Here is a 15,672-nt window from a genome sequence, read left to right on the forward strand (position 1 = left end):
TCGCCCGAGCGACGAAAGCGGATTCCGGCGCGTCCGAGAAGGGCTGCGCGCGGCGCGCCTTCCGCTAGACTGCGCCCATGAAAGATATCGACGTCGGGCTGAAGTCGGACCTTTTCAGACAGGCGCTTCTGCTGACCCTGGGCATCTGGGGACTGGACACCTTGCTGTTCGCCCTGCCGTACCTGGCCAGCGGCAAGCCGCCACTGCCGGGCATGCTGGCCAGCCACTTCCTGTTCATGGGCCTGGGCGCGCTGCTGTCGGGTCTGGTCTATGTCCGAGCCAGCCGCACGCCGCGCGACGACCGGCCGGTGCGGTTCGCCGCCTTGCTCCCGGCGGTGGTGGGCCTGGCTCTGGTCATGGCGACCTCGGACATGCTGATCGGCGGCCACCTGCGAGTGGCGCTCGACGGCGTCCATCCGGCTCCCCGCATGGTGGCCGCCCGGGCCGCCAGCCAGTTCCTGGTCGGAGCCTGGATGTTCGCCCTGCTGGGCGCGTTATATCTGATGATGATCGCCGTCCGGGTGACCCGCGAGCATGAGGGGCAGCTGGCCGACGCTCGAGCCCAGGCCCTGGCGGCCGAGGCCCAGGCCAGCGCCGCGCGCCTGGCGGCCCTGCGCTACCAGCTGAACCCGCACTTCCTGTTCAACACCCTGAACGCCGTCTCGTCGGCGGTGATCACCGGCCGCAACGACGAGGCCGAGTCGATGCTGGCCCGCCTGGCCGAGTTCCTGCGCCTGACCCTGGCCGCCGACCCCGAGGCGATGATCCCGCTGGAGGACGAGCTGGCCACCTTGCAGGCCTATCTGGAGATCGAGAGCGTGCGCTTCCGCGACCGGCTGGGGGTCGAGTTCTCGTGCCCCGACGAGTTGCGCGCCGCCCTGGTCCCCAGCTTCGTGCTGCAGCCCCTGATCGAGAACGCCATCAAGCACGGGGTGGCCCCGACCAGCCGTCCGGTGACGGTCCGTCTGGAGGTCTCGCGCGACGGCGACGACCTGGTGGTCATCGTCGAGGACGACGGCGAGGCGCCAGCCCACCAGGGCGCGCACCCTGCGGCCGGCCATCAAGTCGGAAGGGTGGGCGTGGGCCTGACCAACGTCCGCCAGCGGCTGGAGGTGCTGTATGGCGCGCGGGGCGTGCTGCAGGCCGCGCCGCGCGAGCGGGGCTTTCTGGTGCTGCTCCGCATTCCGCTTCGGCTTGATCCGGCCGCCGTGACGCCCGGGGCCAGGGCGGCGTGATGGAACTGAAGGTCCTGCTGGTCGACGATGAGCCCGCCGCCCTGGAGCGGCTGTCGGCTCTGTTCGCCCAGATCCCTGACACCCGGCTGGTCGGCGTGGCCCGCAACGGCCGCGAGGCGGGTCAGGCGATCGCCGAACTCTCGCCCGATCTCGTGATGCTGGACATCCAGATGCCGGAGCTGAGCGGCCTGGCCTTGGCGTCGCAATTGCCCGTCGGGGCGCGGCCCGAGATCGTCTTCGTCACCGCCTTCGAGGTCTACGCCGCCGACGCCTTCGCGGTGGAGGCTGCCGACTATCTGCTGAAGCCCGTGCGCTTCGATCGTCTGCGCCAGGCGGTGGAGCGGGCTCGCCGCCGGCGGACCCTGCAGAAGGCCTTCGAACAGGCCGAGGCGGCGCCGGTTCGCGACAACGATCTGGACGGCATCTGGGTGGCCACGCGCCAAGGCCATGTGCGGGTGGCGGTCAGCGAGATCGACTGGATCGAGGCGGCCAAGGACTATGTCCTGCTGCACACGGCCACCCGCAGCCATATCCACCGCATCACGATGAGCGCGCTGGAGCAGGGGCTGGACCCGAACAAGATGATCCGCGTCCACCGCTCGGCCTTCGTCAGCCCCGACCGCGTCGAAGCGGTCAACCGCCTGGGCAAGGGCCTGATCGCTCTTGTCCTGCGCGACGGCGTCGCCGTGCCAGTGGGGCCGACCTATGTGAAGGCGGTGCAGGCTCGGCTGGGGCTGGCGGCGGAAGAGGCTTAGGCGGAGGCGAGAGCCTCGTCCTCGGGCGCCCCGACCGGCGTGAAGGCGATGTTGCGGATCGCCTCGCGCCCCAGGACGATGTTCTCCAGCGGCTCCTCGCGCGGGTTGCGCACGCGATGGACCATGCCGCCCTTGGCCACCATGGTGAACAGCTCGCAGTCGCTTAGCACCAGCGAGACGATCTGCTTGGACGAGTCCAAGGTCATGTATTCTACTAGGCCCTCATAGCCGACGGCCGCGCCGTCCAGCTCCAGGGTGGTGACGACATAGGCGATCGCGCCTTCGCTGATCGTCGCTTCCGACATCCAGCCATAGAGAGCGCCGCGGATGCGGCTGTGCTTGCGCAGGCGCCAGTCGATGACGAGGCGAGTGGCGCCGAAGGTCGCCGCCGACAGGGCGGTCAGGTTCAGCAGGGCCCAGAACAGGCCGAACTCGCGATAGCGATCCGCGGCGCCGTTCAGGCCCAGGGCGACGACGTAAGGATTGGGATGTGGCAGGCTCCAGCTGGCCTTGGACCACAGGGCGATCAGCTCGCAAGCCGCGTAGAAGCCCGCGCAGGCCAGGTGCGCGGCCAGGGCGCCGCTGGTGACCAGGGCAAGGGCGACCAGGGAGTTGGGCGGCGGCGGAGTCGGCTCAAGCCGTGTGCGCGGGCCGCCGTAATAGACGCCCATCACGAAGGCGAAGCCCGGCGCCAGCAGGAACAGCGCCAGGACGAGATTGAAGCTGAACGTCACCCGGCCTTACGCGCGGCCAGTTCGTCCTCGTCGTCGATGCGCGGCACGCGCAGGATGCCGTCCTTGTCACGTACGGCGTGCTTGAGCACTTCCGACCACGTGCCGTACTTCTCCCGGGCCTTTAGAAGCGCCTTGCGCGTCCTGGTCGAGGTGACTTTCATGCCTTGAATATGCCCCCTGTCGGCCGTTTCGCCAAGTCTAGCTCTTGGCCAACTTTAGCTCTTGGAGAGCCGTCGGCGGTTGGCGCGCACCTTCTTGCGCAAGTGGGCCAGCGAACCGGCGGCTATGGCCTGACCCGACGCGCCCAGTTGGCCGGTCGCGGCCAGCATCGGCAGCATCAGCCCCGCGGCCACCTTCTCGCCGACCATCAGCTGCGCCTCGGCCTGCGCGGCCGCGCCGCCGGCGGCCAGTTTCATCATGCGCAGGCCGATGACCGACGAGGCCTCCAACCCCAGCGCCCAGCTGTCGAAGGCCAGGCTGGTCCAGGGATCCTTGCGTCGCGCCATGTCGGTGTCCTCGCTTGCTGCTGAACCAACGCCCGATCCGAGGCTAAGCTCCCTGGACCGGGCTCCATTCGCGGGTGATCGCCGCCACGTCGGGGCGCTGACGCTCCTGCGGCTGTTCGGTCGCCGTGCCCAGATAGAGGAAGCCGGCCAACTTCTCGTCCTCGGCCAGACCCAGGATCGCCGTGGCGCGCGGGTCGTAGCTGTACCAGTCGGTGATCCAGTTGGCGCCCCAGCCCAACGCCGATGCGGCCAACAACATCTGATGACAAACCGCCGAGGCGCTCTGGCGCTGCTCCCACTCGGGGATTTCGCCGGCGATGAACCGCGAGACCACGGCCACGGCCACCGGCGGGCGGGTCAGCTTGCGTAGGGCGGCGTTGGCCTTGACCGGATTCTCCTGGCTGCCGGCGAGGGCGGTGATCTTCTCGGCGAAGGCGTCCTTGGCCGCGCCCTTCAGGATCACGAACCGCCAGGGGGCCAGCTTGCCGTGGTCGGGCACCCGCACGGCCAGGCGCAGGAGGTCGGCCAGCTGGGCGTCATCCGGCCCGGGCGCGGCCAGGGTCATGGCCGAGGCCGAACGACGCTTGGCCAGGAAGGCGACGACTTCGGGCGAGGCCTCGATCGGCAGGGTTTCACCAAATTCAGGCGCGGGAGGAACGGAACCGGCCAAGACGATCTCCACGAAGCGACACAAGCGATATAGGCCCGATCAGGTAGGCCTTGTACGGTCAGGATGAAACCAGGCCCGTCCGATAAACTGGCCCGGGTCACAAGTTTGGAGCGTCGATGTCTGAAAAGTCCGCCTGGCTCCGGCCGCACGGCAAGCCCTGGGGCGTCTCGTCCAGCAAGGTAGTCTACGACAATCCGTGGATCACCCTGACCGAGTACCAGGCGATCGCGCCCACGGGGCGGCCGGCGCTGTACGGCAAGGTGGGCATGAAGAACCAGGCGATCGGCGTGGTGCCCCTGCACGAGGATGGCACGGTGACCCTGGTCGGCCAGAACCGCTTCGCCCTGGCCAACTACAGCTGGGAGCTGCCCGAGGGCGGCGCGCCGCACGGCGAGAACCCGCTGGACGGCGCCAAGCGCGAGCTGGCCGAGGAGGTGGGACTGCGGGCGGCCGATTGGCGTCAGATCCTGCGGATGGAGCTGTCCAACTCCGTCACCGACGAGATCGCCTACGGCTTCCTGGCCATGGATCTGTCGCCGACCGACACGGCTCCCGACGAGACCGAGGACCTGGCGATCGCCCGGGTTCCGTTCCGCGAGGCGCTGGAGGCGGCGACGGCCGGCCATATGCCCGACGCAATCACGGTGGCGCTATTGCTCAGGACGCACCATATGGCTGTGCGAGGGGAACTGCCGGGCGACCTGGCGGCTCTCATCCTGTAAAAGGCGGCGTCGGTCGCTTGAATTGGGGCATCGTCAACCAAGATGCTCTATGTATCGCGCCTGCAGGCAAGGGAGAGCCCGATGGCCAAGCCTCTGGAAGTGGTGACGCCGGACACCCAGACCCCGGTCTGGGCGGCCCTGCGCAACCAGGCCGAACACGCGGCCAAGGACGAACCGGCCCTGGCCTCGCTGCTCAATGCGGTGATCCTGAGCCACGATAATCTGGCCGACGCCCTGACCTTCCAGTTGGCCCGCAAGCTGGGCGACCAGGAGATGCGGGCGATGACGGCGCGCGAGTTCGCCGCCGACGCCTTCGAAAGCGACCCGTCGATCGTCGAGGCGGCCGAGGCCGACCTCAAGGCGGTGTTCGAGCGCGATCCGGCCTGCAAGGGCTATGTCCAGCCGTTCCTGTTCTTCAAGGGCTTCCTGGCCTTGCAGACCCACCGGGTATCGCACTGGCTGTGGCATCAGGGCCGCGAGACCCTGGCCTTCTATCTGCAGAGCCGGGCCAGCGAGGTCTTTCAGGTCGACATCAATCCCGCCGCCAAGATCGGCAAGGGCGTGTTCATCGACCACGGCACCGGCATCGTCATCGGCGAGACCGCGGTGGTCGGGGACGACGTCTCGATGCTGCATGGCGTGACCCTGGGCGGCACCGGCGCCGAGCGCGGTGATCGCCACCCCAAGATCGGCAAGGGCGTCCTGCTGGGCGCCGGGGCCAAGGTGCTGGGCAACATCATCATCGGCGACTACGCCAAGGTGGCCTCGGGCTCGGTGGTGCTGCGCCCGGTGCCGGCCCACTGCACGGCGGCCGGCGTGCCCGCCCGCCTGGTCAACTGCCCGACCTGCGAGGAACCGGCCAAGACCATGGACCACACCCTGGCCGAGACCGTCTATTCTTACGAAATCTAGTTGGGCGAGATCTGAGTGCGGGCTCTTCTGCGTAGTCTGAGCGGCCTGGCGCTGGCGGCTGTCCTGGCTGTCGGCGCGCCGGCCTGGGCGCAGAAGACCGCCCCGGTCGGCGGCTATACGATCGTGAAGACCTATCCCCACGATCCGAACGCCTTCACCGAGGGCCTGTTCTATCGCGACGGTTTCATGTTCGAGAGCACCGGCCTGGCCGGCCGCTCGTTTATCCGCAAATGGAACCTCGAGACCGGCTTTTCCGAGCAGGAGCGCATGGTCGACTCCCGCTATTTCGGCGAGGGCGTCGTCGACTGGAAGAACCGCCTTTACGAGCTGACCTGGACCAACGAGATCGGCTTCATCTACGACATCGACACCTTCGAGCGGATCGGCGAGTTCAGCTATCCGGGCGAGGGCTGGGCCCTGACCCGCGACGACAAGCGGCTGATCATGAGCGACGGCACCTCGTTCATCCGCTTCCTGGATCCCGAGACCCTGAAGGAGACGGGCCGCATCGAGGTCACCGACCACGGGGTGCCGGTCCGCAACCTGAACGAACTGGAATATGTGAAGGGCGAACTGCTGGCCAATATCTGGCAGACCACCCGCATCGCGCGGATCAATCCGGCGACGGGCGAGGTCACTGGCTGGGTCGAGCTGGCGGGCCTTCTGAAGGAAGCCGGCGTCACCGGCACCCGCGACGACGTGCTGAACGGCATCGCCTATGACGCCGCCAAGGACCGATTGTTCGTGACCGGCAAGCTGTGGCCGAAACTTTTCGAAATAAAACTCTCGCCAGGGCGGTAGAGCCGGAACCTGGCTCGGGAGACAGCGTTAATCTCGCGTCCGCCCCTCTACGCCCCCCCGACCTAGTGGGCGGACCGAGCCCCGGCCGCGCGTGACGTCGCCGGGGCTCACCCCTGTCTGGAGCCTAGCTCTGCTTGGCGCAGGCGACGAGGGTGGGCTTTCCCTTCATCGAGATTTGTTCGGCGTCGGCCGGCCGCTTGGCGGTGAGGCCATAGATTACGGCTGTCCAGATCGCCATCAAGGCCAGGACCTGGGAAAGCGTGATGCGTCGGGGATCAGCGGGCGACATGGGCGGGACTATCCCCCGGTTGCGCGGCTCCGGATAACGACTTATCGGTCGGCCTTCTGTGAGGTTTCTTCACATGGCCCGTCGACAGCTGCCGTCGCTGAACGCCCTGCGCGCCTTCGAGGCGTTCGGTAGGCACGGCCGCATGACCCTGGCCGCCGACGAACTGTGCGTGACCCACGGCGCCGTCAGCCGCCAGATCCGCCAGCTGGAGGAGCAGCTTGGCGTCGCCCTGACCGAGGGGCCGCGCTCGCGGCTGCGGATGACCGAGGCGGGGCTGAAGCTGGCCCAGGCCCTGTCGCCGGCCTTCGACCAGATCGAGGCCGCGGTGCCGCGTCCGGTCCAGGCAGGGCCGCGGCCGCTGGTGGTCTCGTGCCTGCCGACCTTCGCCATGAAGTGGCTGATCCCGCGCCTGCCAGGATTCCAGGCCGCGCATCCGGACATCCCGGTCCGCGTCGCCGAGTCCAATGGACCGTTCGACTTCAAGGATGATGGCATTGATCTAGCCATCCGCATGCGCGTGCCGGGCCAGCCGGCGCCCTACGACTCCGTCGTGACCCCGTTCATGGAGCACTTCCACGGACCGGTCATGGCGCCGGAGCTGGCGGCGGCCGGGCCGATGACTCTCGAGCGGGTCTGCGCCCTGCCACGCCTGCTGACCCGCACCTTCCCGGAGAGCTGGTTGGACTGGGCCCGGAACTTCGATCTCGACCTTCTGCCGACGCCGGTCAGCGAGCAGGAGTTCGACCACTATTTCTACATGCTGGAAGCGGCCGCCGCTGGACTGGGCGTGGCGATCGGGCCCTGGGCCTTCGTGCAGCGCGACCTGGCCAGCGGTCGCCTCGTCGCGCCGCTCGGCTTCGCGCCCGGACGGGCCCGGATCGTGGCCGTGACGCCGCCCGAAGGCGCCACCCCGGAGGCCGCTCTGTTCCGCGATTGGCTGCTGGCCGAGGGGGCGTCCACACCTCATCCGCCGGAAGCGGCTTGCGACTCTCGCGCCGGTCGCTAGTTTCGCCCCGAAGGCGCTCCCCGGGCGCTCAGCTAGAACAAGAGGCCCCCCGTGGACGCCACGACCGTCGCCAAGCTCGAAAAGCACCTGAAGCGCACCTTCGGCAACCCGCACATCGCCGTGAAGCCGCGTCCGAAGCAGAAGGACTCGGCCGAGGTCGAAGTCGCCGGCGAATTCATCGGCGTCGTCTTCCAGGACGAGGACGAGGACGGCTCGTTCATGTTCGAGATGGCCATCCTCGCCGAAGACCTCGACTAAAGGCTTTCGTGATCGCCGCGCGCCTCAGGCCATCACAGGCTTGGGGACCGCGCGGCGGATCATCAGCGAGGCGACGCCGGCCGCCAGGCCCGCGGCCCCGGCGATGATGAAGGCCTCGACATACTGGCCCTGGCTGGCGCGGATCACGCCCGCGCCGATGGCCGCGGTGGCCGCGCCCAGCTGGTGACCGGCGGCGATCCAACCGAATACGATCGGGCCGTCGCGCTCGCCGAACGCCTCCGAGGCCAGCCGCACGGTCGGCGGCACGGTGGCCAGCCAGTCCAGCCCATAGAACACCGCGAACGCCGACAGGCTGACCACCGAGAAGTCCGAGAAGGGCAGGTAGATCAGCGACAGGCCCCGCAGCGAATAGTAGACGAACAACAGCTTGCGGCTGTCATAGCGGTCGGTCAGCCAGCCCGAGGCGGTGGTGCCGACCAGGTCGAACAGGCCCATCAGCGCCAGCAGGCCGGCGGCGCGCACCTCGGGCATCCCGCGATCGCCGCAGAAGGCGATCATGTGGACGCCAACGAGGCCATTGGTCGTCAGGCCGCAGATGAAGAAGCCCAGGAACAGCAGCCAGAAGGTCCGGGTCTTGGCCGCGCGGCCCAAGGCGCCGAACGCGTAGGAGAGGGCGCTGCCGCCGCTCAGCGGGGCGGGGGCCACATAGTCCTCCGGGGCGCCATAGGGCCGGAGGCCGACATCGGCCGGACGCTCGGGGATCAGCAGCCACATCAGCGGGGCCAGCACCAGGCAGACGATCGAGACGGTCAGCACCACCGGCTTCCAGCCGCCATGCTCGGCGATCACCGCCATGCCGGGCAGGAAGATCAGCGAGCCGGTCGCGGTCGAGGCCGCCAGCAGGCCCAGCATCAGGCCGCGCCGGGCCACGAACCAGCGATTGACGATCGTCGCGCCCAGCACCATGGCCACCGCGCCGCTCGCCACCCCCGTCAGCACGCCCCAGGTGGCCACATAGTGCCAGGAGGCGGTCATGAAGGCCGACAGGCCAGTGGAGATCGACATCATCACCAGCGCCAGGGTCACGGTCTTGCGCAGGCCGAACGACTGCATCAGCGCCGCCGCGAAGGGTCCTGTCAGGCCGTAGAGGAAGATGCCGACGCCGGCGGCCAGCGAGATCGACGCGCGGTCCCAGTGGAAGGCCTTCTCCAGCGGCAGGATCAGCACGCCGGGCGCGGCGCGCAGGCCGGCGGCGGCCAGGAGCGCGAAGAAGATCGCGCCGGCGACCACGAAGGCATAGTTCTGTCCGAAGGGGCGGCTTGCGGTGGGCATGTCGTCTCTCGATATGGAAGGTGATGTAACCGATCGGTACGGGCTTGATTGGCTACATACGTACCGGTAAGTAACATCGTCAAGCGCCATGTTCGAAAATGTCTAAAAGAACCCCAGAAGAGATCCTCGCCGGACCCTACGCGCCGGCTACCCGCGCCGCCGATCGCATCTTCGACACGGCGCGCGAGCTGTTCTATCGCGAGGGCATCCGCGCCGTGGGCGTGGACGAGATCGTCACCCGCGCCGGCGTGACCAAGCCCAGCCTATACCGTAGTTACAAATCCAAGGACGAGCTGGTCGCCGCCGTGCTGCGCGAGGTCGAGACCGGTTTCTGGGACCGTTTCGAGGCGGCCGAGGCCCTGCATCCCGAAGATCCCAAGGCCCAGATGGTCGCCTATTTCCAGGGGCTGGCCGACCGGTCCGGCGGCGACGACTATCGCGGCTGCAACCTCTCCAACGCCGTCGTCGAATATCCCGACCGCCAGCACGCCGGCCGCCAGGTCGCCCAGGTCCACAAGCAGCAGCTGCGCGACCGCCTGCGGGCCAAGGCCGTCGAGATGGGCGCGTCCGATCCCCAGGTCGTCGGCGACGCCATGATGCTGCTGGTCGAGGGCGTCTTCACCTCCAGCCAAATGTTCGACGGCGACGACAAACCCGCCAAGGCCGTGGTCGGGGCCGTGAAGGCGTTGATCGCCGCCTATTGTCCGGCTTGAGTAGGGGCATGACCGCCCACGTCCTCGACCGCCCCGCCTATTCGACCCTGACCGGCCGCCAGAGCCATCTGGCGGTGCATCACGGCGGCGCATTGCGGATGCATCCGGACTTCGGCCTGTTCGCCGGCACGGTCGACGAAAGCCCTGAAAGCTTGACGGCCCTGGGCGAGCTGGTGCGGGCGCAGGGGACCGTGGGTCTCGTCGAGCCGACCACGCCGCCGCCGGTCCCCGGGACGGAGATGGTCTCCAGCGCCCTTTGCCTGCAAATGGAGGCCATCGAGGTCGCGCCCGCGCGGGACGTGGCGTTCGGGATGCTGGCTCTAGGCGACGCCGACGCGGCCGAGATGCTGGCCCTGGCCACCCTGACCAAGCCCGGACCGTTCTTCAGCCGCACCCACCAGCTGGGCGAGTTCATCGGGGTGCGGGTCGATGGGAAGCTGGTCGCCATGGCCGGCGAGCGGATGCGGCCCGACGGCTATACCGAGGCCAGCGGCGTCTGCGTCCATCCCGACCATCGCGGCAAGGGCTACGCCGCCCGGCTGCTGCGCGAGGTCACCGCCAAGATCCTGGCGCGCGGCGAAAAGGCCTTCCTGCACAGCTACGCCGACAACGCCACGGCCATCGGCCTCTACGAGTCGCTGGGCTATCGCGGCCGGCGCGAAGTGATGTTCACGATCCTGAAGCCGGCTCAGTAGGCCAGCCGCCCCTTCATCTCGTCGAATGGGATCAGGACGTGCTCGCGATAGGCGGGGCGATCACGCAGGCGAGCGTACCAGGCCTCGACGTTCGGTGTCGCGGGCCGCTCGATCTCGAGTTCGTAGTAGCGATAGAGATGCGTTCCGGCCGGAATGTCGGCCAGGCTTGGCGCGTCACCGCCCAGGAATGGCCGGTCAGCCAGGATCCGATCGAGCAGGCGGAAATGGCGAGCGCAGGCGGCGAGAGCGGTGTCGATGGCGGCCTTGTCGCGCTGGTCTTCCGGTGTGCGGTGCCAGCCCCAGAACACGCCGGTCAGGAAGTCGCGCTGCAGAGCGGTCTGGGCCCAGTCCATCCAGCCGTCGGCCTGGACGCGATCGGCGGGGGCGCCCGCCCACCAGGCGGGACCGCCGTGACGGGCGGCCAGATAGCGGAGGGTGGCGTGGGATTCCCAGACGACCACGCCGTCGTCGTCGATGACCGGAACTCGGCCGTGCGGGTTCATCGCCAGGAAATCAGGATCATCGAGCCCGCCGTGATCGCCGCCGGCGGGGATGTGCTGGTGGGGAAGGCCAAGCTCCCCCACCAGCCACAGCACCTTCTGGACGTTGAAGGAGGAGCGGCGACCCCAGACCTTCAGCATCCGCGCCTTAAACCTTCGCCGACCGCGCCGCCGCGCCCTTGGCCCAGACATAGTGCCAGACCAACAGGCCGACGCCGACGATGGCGGCCAGGATCATGCCCACCGCTTCGGGCGGGGCGAACGGGACGGCCAAAGGCGAGTCCTTGTTGGTGGCCACGATCAGACCGGCATAGGCGACGTTGAACAGGCTTTCGCCGACGATGAAGCCCGAGGCGGCCAGCACGCCCAGGCGCTCGGCGCCCTCGGCGTTCGGCCCCTTCCTGACCCACTTCTCGTATAGCCAGCCGCCGACCGCGCCGATCACCACCGGAGCGGTCACCGCGCTGGGCAGGTAGATGGCCAGGCCCACGCCCAGCGGCGGTAGGGCGTATTTGTTGGCGCTGAGCTTGCGCAGGGTTTCGTCGATCAGGACCAGGCCGAGGCCGACGGCGATGCCGATGCCCAGCATGTGCAGCTCCAGGTGACCGCCGATCACGCCCTTGGCCAGGGTCGAGATCAGGGTCGCCTGCGGGGCCGGCAGCGGGTTGGTGGCCACCGACTGCAGGTTGGCCGCGCCGGCGAAGCCCCAGGCGCGGTTCATCAGCTCCAGGGCCGGCGGGATCACGGCCGAACCGGCGGCGACGCCGATCATCAGGGCCACCTGCTGCTTCCACGGCGTGGCGTCGACCAACTGGCCGGTCTTCAGGTCCTGCAGGTTGTCGTTGGCGATCACGGCCACGGCCATGATCAGGGTGGTGACGTAGAGGGCGAAGGCGATCATCGCCGTGTTGGCGTCAGGACCCAGGGTCGCGTGGCCGATCGCGCCGACCATGGCCGAGGCGCCCAGGATCGACAGGATGGCGATGCCGCTGACGGGGCTGTTGGAGGCGCCGATCAGGCCGGCCATGTAGCCGCAGACGGCGGCGGCGAACAGGCCCGCCACGACCATGAAGGCCACGCCGGCCAGCACGAGCGGCACGGCCAGGCCCGCCAGCGGACCACCGGCCAGGAAGTCGTAGAGCAGCCAGCCCGACGGGGCCAGGACGATCAGGACGATCAGGCCGACGATGCCGATCGGAATGTCCTGCTCGACGCGGGGGATCGCGCCTTCGCCCGACTTGCGGGCGGCGCTGGCGGCCAGGGCCGCCATCAGGCCACGCCAGACGGGCACGGCCAGCTTGCCCAGCGTCCAGATCGCCGAGGCGCCGATCGCGCCGGCGCCGATGAAGCGGACCTGGGTGCGCCACACGGTGACGGCATGGGTGGCGACATCGCCGGTCCAGGGGGTGATCGCGGTCAGGATCGGGGTGGCGACGCCCCAGGCGATGATCAGGCCGACGATGAAGGCCACGCCGACCGTGACGCCCATGATGTGGCCCGCGCCGATCAGGGCCATCGAGGCCGAGGCGCCCAGGCCGGTCGCGCCCGCTCCGACCTTGAAGTAGCCGGCTACTTCGGCGGCGAAGATCTTGGCGGCGGCCAGGGCCGCGAACAGCGCCGAGGTGATCGCCCCGGCGGTCACGGCGAACAGGCCCGCCTTGCCTTCTTCGGCGCCCTCGCGCGAGCTGGAGCCGACCTTCAGCACCTCGGCGGCGGCGACGCCTTCGGGGTAGGGGAGATCGGACTGGGTGACCAGGGCCCGGCGCAGCGGGATCGAATAGGCCACGCCCAACACGCCGCCAGCCGCGCAGACGCCGAACACCTGCCAGTAGGGGAAGTTCGCCCACCAGCCGATCATCAGCAGGCCCGGCAGCACGAAGATCACCGACGACAGGGTCCCCGCCGACGAGGCGATGGTCTGGACGATGTTGTTTTCCTGGATGGTCGAGGTCTTGAACGCCCGCAGCAGAGCCATCGAGATGACGGCGGCGGGGATCGAGGTGGCGAAGGTCAGGCCGACCTTAAGGCCCAGATAGACCTGGGCGACGGTGAAGACCAGGGTGATCAGGACGCCGAGTATGATCCCTCGGAGGGTCAATTCTGTGCGCGGCGCTTCGGTGTCGGCCATGAACATGTCCAAAAAAGTATTAAGGCGGCCGGACCTTGCACGTCCGACCGCCTCAAACTCAAGTCTCGATTTCAGCGAACGCCGATCGGCCGTTCGTCGTCAGGGTATGTCAGGACCGAGGGTGCGCCTTGCAGACCTGCGCGACGTTGCCGGCCAGTCGGTCGTCCTGCGCGGACACCGCGAGCTTATAGGCGTCCTCGCAGTGATTGGTGTTGATCAGAGAGGCCGCCTTGCGGGCGCGGCGCCATTGAGCCGGGGTGACCTCCGGCTGGGCGTCGTCGGTCATGCTTTGACGCCAGAGCTTCGTCTGGACGTTCATGTTCTCGTACATGCTGGACAGCCCCGAGGGCCGCGCCTGCAGATTGGACGTATTGAGCTGCTGCGAGGTCTGGGTCTGGGTTTGGGCGAAAGCGCCGCTCGCGAAACTGGCAAGGACGAGGGCCGCGAGGGCCGAGCTTTTCAACATGACCGTTCCTTCCTGAGCCTGACAAGAAGGGAAGGGTTGCTCAACCTCAGACTGCTGTAAAGCGCAATCGCCACCGAAGGCCGCTCCGTCCTCGGACGAAGCGGCCCCACTCGGCTCTTTAGAGGACGCCCAGCATCTCCGCGACCAGCGGGTGGCGGACGATGTCGCGGTCGGCCAGACGGACCACGGCGATGTTGGAGACCGCCTCGAAGCGGTCGGCGACATCGGCCAGGCCTGAGATGCCTGGCAACAGGTCCGACTGGTTAGGGTCGCCGGTCACGACCATGGTCGAGTGCCAGCCCAGACGGGTCAGCAGCATCTTCAGCTGCATGTAGGTGCAGTTCTGGGCCTCGTCGATCACCACGAAGGCGTTGTTCAGGGTGCGGCCGCGCATGAAGCCGACCGGGGCGATCTCGATGGCGCCCTCGGCCATCAGGGCCCGCATCCGCTTGACCGACAGGCGATCGGTCAGGGCGTCGTAGAGCGGCCGCAGATACGGCGCCAGCTTGTCCTCCATGTCGCCCGGCAGATAGCCGATCGACTCCCCGGCCTCGACGGCGGGACGTGACAGGACGATGCGGCTGACCGTGCCGGCCTCCAGGGCCTCCACGGCCTTGGAGATGGCGATATAGGTCTTGCCGGTGCCGGCCGGACCCAGGGCCATGACCAGGTTCTTGTTGTCGATGGCCTCCATCAACTCCGCCTGGCCTGGCGATTTTGGTTTTATGGTTTTGAGGTAACTTTGATCGCGCTCGGGATTGCTCGGCGCGCCGTCGTGCCCAAGAGGATTCCACGCGTTGCCACGCTCGCGAATATCGATCGGCAGGCGACGCACCTTGGCGTCATCACCGTAGTGGCCGGTCTCATACGCGCCTTCGCGCGCCATCCGCTTCAGGGCTCGCTTGGTCATCAAAGCCTCCATGAGGGCAATAAAAAAGGACGAGGCCAAAAGGCGTCGTCCTTGGATGTGAGCTGTTGGATAACAACGAAGGCGCGTGCGCGGCGGGGCGGCTCCGGAGAGCTTCCAATGGGCGGTGCTGAACGCCGGAACGCCAAGAGCGACACCTCGTCTTCGTCAGCGGGTGGGCCGATGGCGGTGGTCGCCCCCGACCCGTACGAGAGAAGAATCATCCCGCTAAAGGAAGGTTCCCTCTCGAATCGCCTGACTACAATGGCGCATCATGGTTTCCAGGTCGTTAATCTGAAAATCGCGCCCAAGAAAACGAGGCATACGGATGACTGTCTATTCCTTGGGCGCCATGGCTCCCGCGCTTCCCCCGCAAGGCGAATACTGGATCGCGCCGACGGCGAGCGTGATGGGGAATGTGATTCTCAAGAAGAATGCCAGTATTTGGTGGGGCGCGGTCGCCCGTGGAGACAACGATCCGATTACGATTGGCGAGAACAGCAACGTCCAGGACGGCTCGGTTCTCCACACTGATCTTGGCGCGCCGCTGACCATCGGGGCGAACGTGACCATTGGTCACATGGTGATGCTGCACGGGTGCTCGATCGGCGACGGCTCGCTGATCGGCATCGGGGCGATCGTGCTGAACGGCGCGAAGATCGGGAAGAACTGCCTGGTGGGCGCTGGCGCCCTGATCACCGAGGGCAAGGAGATCCCGGACAATTCCATGGTCGTGGGCGCGCCGGGGAAGGTGGTGCGCGAGGTCAGCGAGCACCACACGATGATCCTGCAGGCCTCGGCCCTGCACTATGTCGAGAACTGGAAGCGCTATGCCCGCGACCTCAAGGTCGTCGAGGCCTAGGCCCCTGGAAAACGGTTGGGAGCGCCGCCCGCTTGCTTGGGGGGGATGCAAGGCGGCGCTCCCGCTTCCCACGCTGGGCACGTAGCGCGAGAAGGAAGTTCGCCGCGAGGAGGCGTCGTGTTCGCGGCGGGACGGCGCGGGCGTATCGTGTCCCGTTTCGTCCATAGGTAGTATGTATCTGGTTTCGAGTTGAGTGTGAATGGGCGAATCGCCTTTGGCG

The 15,672-nt window shown here is 67.9% G+C and carries 20 protein-coding genes; 10 read left to right on the forward strand and 10 right to left on the reverse strand.

Features of this window, described 5'->3' with window-relative positions; all coding sequences use genetic code 11:
• The first annotated feature begins 77 nt into the window (after positions 1-77).
• Both ASC70_RS10045 and ASC70_RS10050 read left to right on the forward strand, forming a co-directional pair.
• Positions 78-1,235, forward strand: a complete 1,158-nt coding sequence (locus tag ASC70_RS10045) for a sensor histidine kinase (protein WP_056049584.1) — start codon at positions 78-80, stop codon at positions 1,233-1,235.
• The gene (locus ASC70_RS10050) at positions 1,235-1,990 is read left to right on the forward strand and encodes a LytTR family DNA-binding domain-containing protein (protein ID WP_200939205.1); all 756 of its coding nucleotides are present in this window, start codon (positions 1,235-1,237) and stop codon (positions 1,988-1,990) included. The genes ASC70_RS10045 and ASC70_RS10050 overlap by 1 nt, the downstream gene beginning before the upstream one ends.
• On the opposite strand, the gene ASC70_RS10055 is transcribed toward ASC70_RS10050, so the two are convergent.
• The 4 genes from ASC70_RS10055 to ASC70_RS10065 are packed head-to-tail and all read right to left on the reverse strand — an operon-like array spanning position 1,987 to position 3,900.
• Positions 1,987-2,724 carry a hypothetical protein gene (locus ASC70_RS10055; RefSeq protein WP_056049588.1) on the reverse strand — a complete coding sequence of 246 codons (738 nt, stop codon included), beginning with the start codon at positions 2,722-2,724 and terminating at the stop codon, positions 1,987-1,989. The genes ASC70_RS10050 and ASC70_RS10055 overlap by 4 nt on opposite strands.
• Positions 2,721-2,885, reverse strand: coding sequence for a hypothetical protein (locus ASC70_RS24930; protein ID WP_156136816.1), 165 nt, complete (start codon positions 2,883-2,885; stop codon positions 2,721-2,723). Before ASC70_RS24930 ends, ASC70_RS10055 begins: the two co-directional genes overlap by 4 nt.
• Positions 2,886-2,939: 54 nt before the next feature.
• Positions 2,940-3,230, reverse strand: a complete 291-nt coding sequence (locus tag ASC70_RS10060) for a hypothetical protein (RefSeq protein ID WP_052196836.1) — start codon at positions 3,228-3,230, stop codon at positions 2,940-2,942.
• Between the two features lie 43 nt (positions 3,231-3,273).
• A complete protein-coding gene (locus ASC70_RS10065; RefSeq protein ID WP_056050579.1) occupies positions 3,274-3,900 on the reverse strand; it encodes a nitroreductase in 627 nt (208 codons plus the stop codon).
• A 116-nt stretch (positions 3,901-4,016) separates the two neighbouring features.
• On the opposite strand from ASC70_RS10065, the gene ASC70_RS10070 reads away from it, so the two are divergent.
• From ASC70_RS10070 to ASC70_RS10080, 3 genes are all read left to right on the forward strand, one after another.
• Positions 4,017-4,622, forward strand: a complete 606-nt coding sequence (locus tag ASC70_RS10070; RefSeq protein WP_056049592.1) for an NUDIX hydrolase — start codon at positions 4,017-4,019, stop codon at positions 4,620-4,622.
• Between the two features lie 81 nt (positions 4,623-4,703).
• Positions 4,704-5,534 (forward strand): serine O-acetyltransferase, encoded by an 831-nt coding sequence (cysE, locus tag ASC70_RS10075; RefSeq protein ID WP_047409613.1) that lies wholly within the window; start codon positions 4,704-4,706, stop codon positions 5,532-5,534.
• A 15-nt stretch (positions 5,535-5,549) separates the two neighbouring features.
• On the forward strand, positions 5,550-6,335 hold the full coding sequence (locus ASC70_RS10080; RefSeq protein WP_056049595.1) for a glutaminyl-peptide cyclotransferase: 786 nt from the start codon (positions 5,550-5,552) through the stop codon (positions 6,333-6,335).
• Positions 6,336-6,459: 124 nt separating this feature from the next.
• On the opposite strand, the gene ASC70_RS24935 is transcribed toward ASC70_RS10080, so the two are convergent.
• Positions 6,460-6,624: a hypothetical protein gene (locus ASC70_RS24935; protein WP_156396177.1), complete on the reverse strand. Its 165-nt coding sequence runs from the start codon at positions 6,622-6,624 to the stop codon at positions 6,460-6,462.
• Positions 6,625-6,697: 73 nt separating this feature from the next.
• Here ASC70_RS24935 and ASC70_RS10085 point away from each other — a divergent pair, with 73 nt between their 5' ends.
• Positions 6,698-7,630: a LysR substrate-binding domain-containing protein gene (locus tag ASC70_RS10085; RefSeq protein ID WP_056049598.1), complete on the forward strand. Its 933-nt coding sequence runs from the start codon at positions 6,698-6,700 to the stop codon at positions 7,628-7,630.
• Between the two features lie 51 nt (positions 7,631-7,681).
• Complete coding sequence (locus ASC70_RS10090; RefSeq protein ID WP_047409605.1) at positions 7,682-7,888, forward strand: DUF3126 family protein; 207 nt, start codon at positions 7,682-7,684, stop codon at positions 7,886-7,888.
• A 24-nt stretch (positions 7,889-7,912) separates the two neighbouring features.
• Here the strand turns inward: ASC70_RS10090 and ASC70_RS10095 are convergent, their stop codons facing one another.
• A complete protein-coding gene (locus tag ASC70_RS10095; protein WP_056049600.1) occupies positions 7,913-9,181 on the reverse strand; it encodes an MFS transporter in 1,269 nt (422 codons plus the stop codon).
• Positions 9,182-9,279: 98 nt separating this feature from the next.
• Here ASC70_RS10095 and ASC70_RS10100 point away from each other — a divergent pair, with 98 nt between their 5' ends.
• Together ASC70_RS10100 and ASC70_RS10105 are read left to right on the forward strand one after the other, a co-directional pair.
• Entirely contained in the window at positions 9,280-9,894 is a 615-nt protein-coding gene (locus tag ASC70_RS10100; protein WP_056049603.1) for a TetR/AcrR family transcriptional regulator, read from the forward strand.
• A gap of 8 nt (positions 9,895-9,902) precedes the next feature.
• Positions 9,903-10,589 carry a GNAT family N-acetyltransferase gene (locus tag ASC70_RS10105; RefSeq protein ID WP_056049606.1) on the forward strand — a complete coding sequence of 229 codons (687 nt, stop codon included), beginning with the start codon at positions 9,903-9,905 and terminating at the stop codon, positions 10,587-10,589.
• On the opposite strand, the gene ASC70_RS10110 is transcribed toward ASC70_RS10105, so the two are convergent.
• From ASC70_RS10110 to ASC70_RS10125, 4 genes are all read right to left on the reverse strand, one after another.
• Positions 10,583-11,230, reverse strand: coding sequence for a glutathione S-transferase family protein (locus ASC70_RS10110; RefSeq protein ID WP_056049610.1), 648 nt, complete (start codon positions 11,228-11,230; stop codon positions 10,583-10,585). The two genes, ASC70_RS10105 and ASC70_RS10110, sit on opposite strands and share 7 nt — an antisense overlap.
• A gap of 7 nt (positions 11,231-11,237) precedes the next feature.
• On the reverse strand, positions 11,238-13,223 hold the full coding sequence (locus ASC70_RS10115; RefSeq protein ID WP_056049613.1) for an OPT family oligopeptide transporter: 1,986 nt from the start codon (positions 13,221-13,223) through the stop codon (positions 11,238-11,240).
• A 103-nt stretch (positions 13,224-13,326) separates the two neighbouring features.
• Complete coding sequence (locus tag ASC70_RS10120) at positions 13,327-13,683, reverse strand: hypothetical protein (protein ID WP_047409590.1); 357 nt, start codon at positions 13,681-13,683, stop codon at positions 13,327-13,329.
• A 118-nt stretch (positions 13,684-13,801) separates the two neighbouring features.
• Positions 13,802-14,605, reverse strand: a complete 804-nt coding sequence (locus tag ASC70_RS10125) for a PhoH family protein (RefSeq protein WP_082539609.1) — start codon at positions 14,603-14,605, stop codon at positions 13,802-13,804.
• A gap of 313 nt (positions 14,606-14,918) precedes the next feature.
• On the opposite strand from ASC70_RS10125, the gene ASC70_RS10130 reads away from it, so the two are divergent.
• Positions 14,919-15,452: a gamma carbonic anhydrase family protein gene (locus tag ASC70_RS10130; protein WP_056049618.1), complete on the forward strand. Its 534-nt coding sequence runs from the start codon at positions 14,919-14,921 to the stop codon at positions 15,450-15,452.
• Positions 15,453-15,672: the final 220 nt, after the last annotated feature.

Source organism: Caulobacter sp. Root343 (genome assembly GCF_001425745.1).
Classification (GTDB): Bacteria; Pseudomonadota; Alphaproteobacteria; order Caulobacterales; family Caulobacteraceae; genus Caulobacter.

Bases quoted from the DNA above. Each gene is read 5' to 3' on its own strand.
- ASC70_RS10045 (WP_056049584.1), top strand. From the start codon at position 78: ATGAAAGATATCGACGTCGGGCTGAAGTCGGACCTTTTCAGACAGGCG.
- ASC70_RS10050 (WP_200939205.1), top strand. From the start codon at position 1,235: ATGGAACTGAAGGTCCTGCTGGTCGACGATGAGCCCGCCGCCCTGGAG.
- ASC70_RS24930 (WP_156136816.1), bottom strand. From the start codon at position 2,885: ATGAAAGTCACCTCGACCAGGACGCGCAAGGCGCTTCTAAAGGCCCGG.
- ASC70_RS10060 (WP_052196836.1), bottom strand. From the start codon at position 3,230: ATGGCGCGACGCAAGGATCCCTGGACCAGCCTGGCCTTCGACAGCTGG.
- ASC70_RS10070 (WP_056049592.1), top strand. From the start codon at position 4,017: ATGTCTGAAAAGTCCGCCTGGCTCCGGCCGCACGGCAAGCCCTGGGGC.
- cysE (WP_047409613.1), top strand. From the start codon at position 4,704: ATGGCCAAGCCTCTGGAAGTGGTGACGCCGGACACCCAGACCCCGGTC.
- ASC70_RS24935 (WP_156396177.1), bottom strand. From the start codon at position 6,624: ATGTCGCCCGCTGATCCCCGACGCATCACGCTTTCCCAGGTCCTGGCC.
- ASC70_RS10085 (WP_056049598.1), top strand. From the start codon at position 6,698: ATGGCCCGTCGACAGCTGCCGTCGCTGAACGCCCTGCGCGCCTTCGAG.
- ASC70_RS10095 (WP_056049600.1), bottom strand. From the start codon at position 9,181: ATGCCCACCGCAAGCCGCCCCTTCGGACAGAACTATGCCTTCGTGGTC.
- ASC70_RS10100 (WP_056049603.1), top strand. From the start codon at position 9,280: ATGTCTAAAAGAACCCCAGAAGAGATCCTCGCCGGACCCTACGCGCCG.
- ASC70_RS10105 (WP_056049606.1), top strand. From the start codon at position 9,903: ATGACCGCCCACGTCCTCGACCGCCCCGCCTATTCGACCCTGACCGGC.
- ASC70_RS10110 (WP_056049610.1), bottom strand. From the start codon at position 11,230: ATGCTGAAGGTCTGGGGTCGCCGCTCCTCCTTCAACGTCCAGAAGGTG.
- ASC70_RS10115 (WP_056049613.1), bottom strand. From the start codon at position 13,223: ATGTTCATGGCCGACACCGAAGCGCCGCGCACAGAATTGACCCTCCGA.
- ASC70_RS10120 (WP_047409590.1), bottom strand. From the start codon at position 13,683: ATGTTGAAAAGCTCGGCCCTCGCGGCCCTCGTCCTTGCCAGTTTCGCG.
- ASC70_RS10125 (WP_082539609.1), bottom strand. From the start codon at position 14,605: ATGGAGGCTTTGATGACCAAGCGAGCCCTGAAGCGGATGGCGCGCGAA.
- ASC70_RS10130 (WP_056049618.1), top strand. From the start codon at position 14,919: ATGACTGTCTATTCCTTGGGCGCCATGGCTCCCGCGCTTCCCCCGCAA.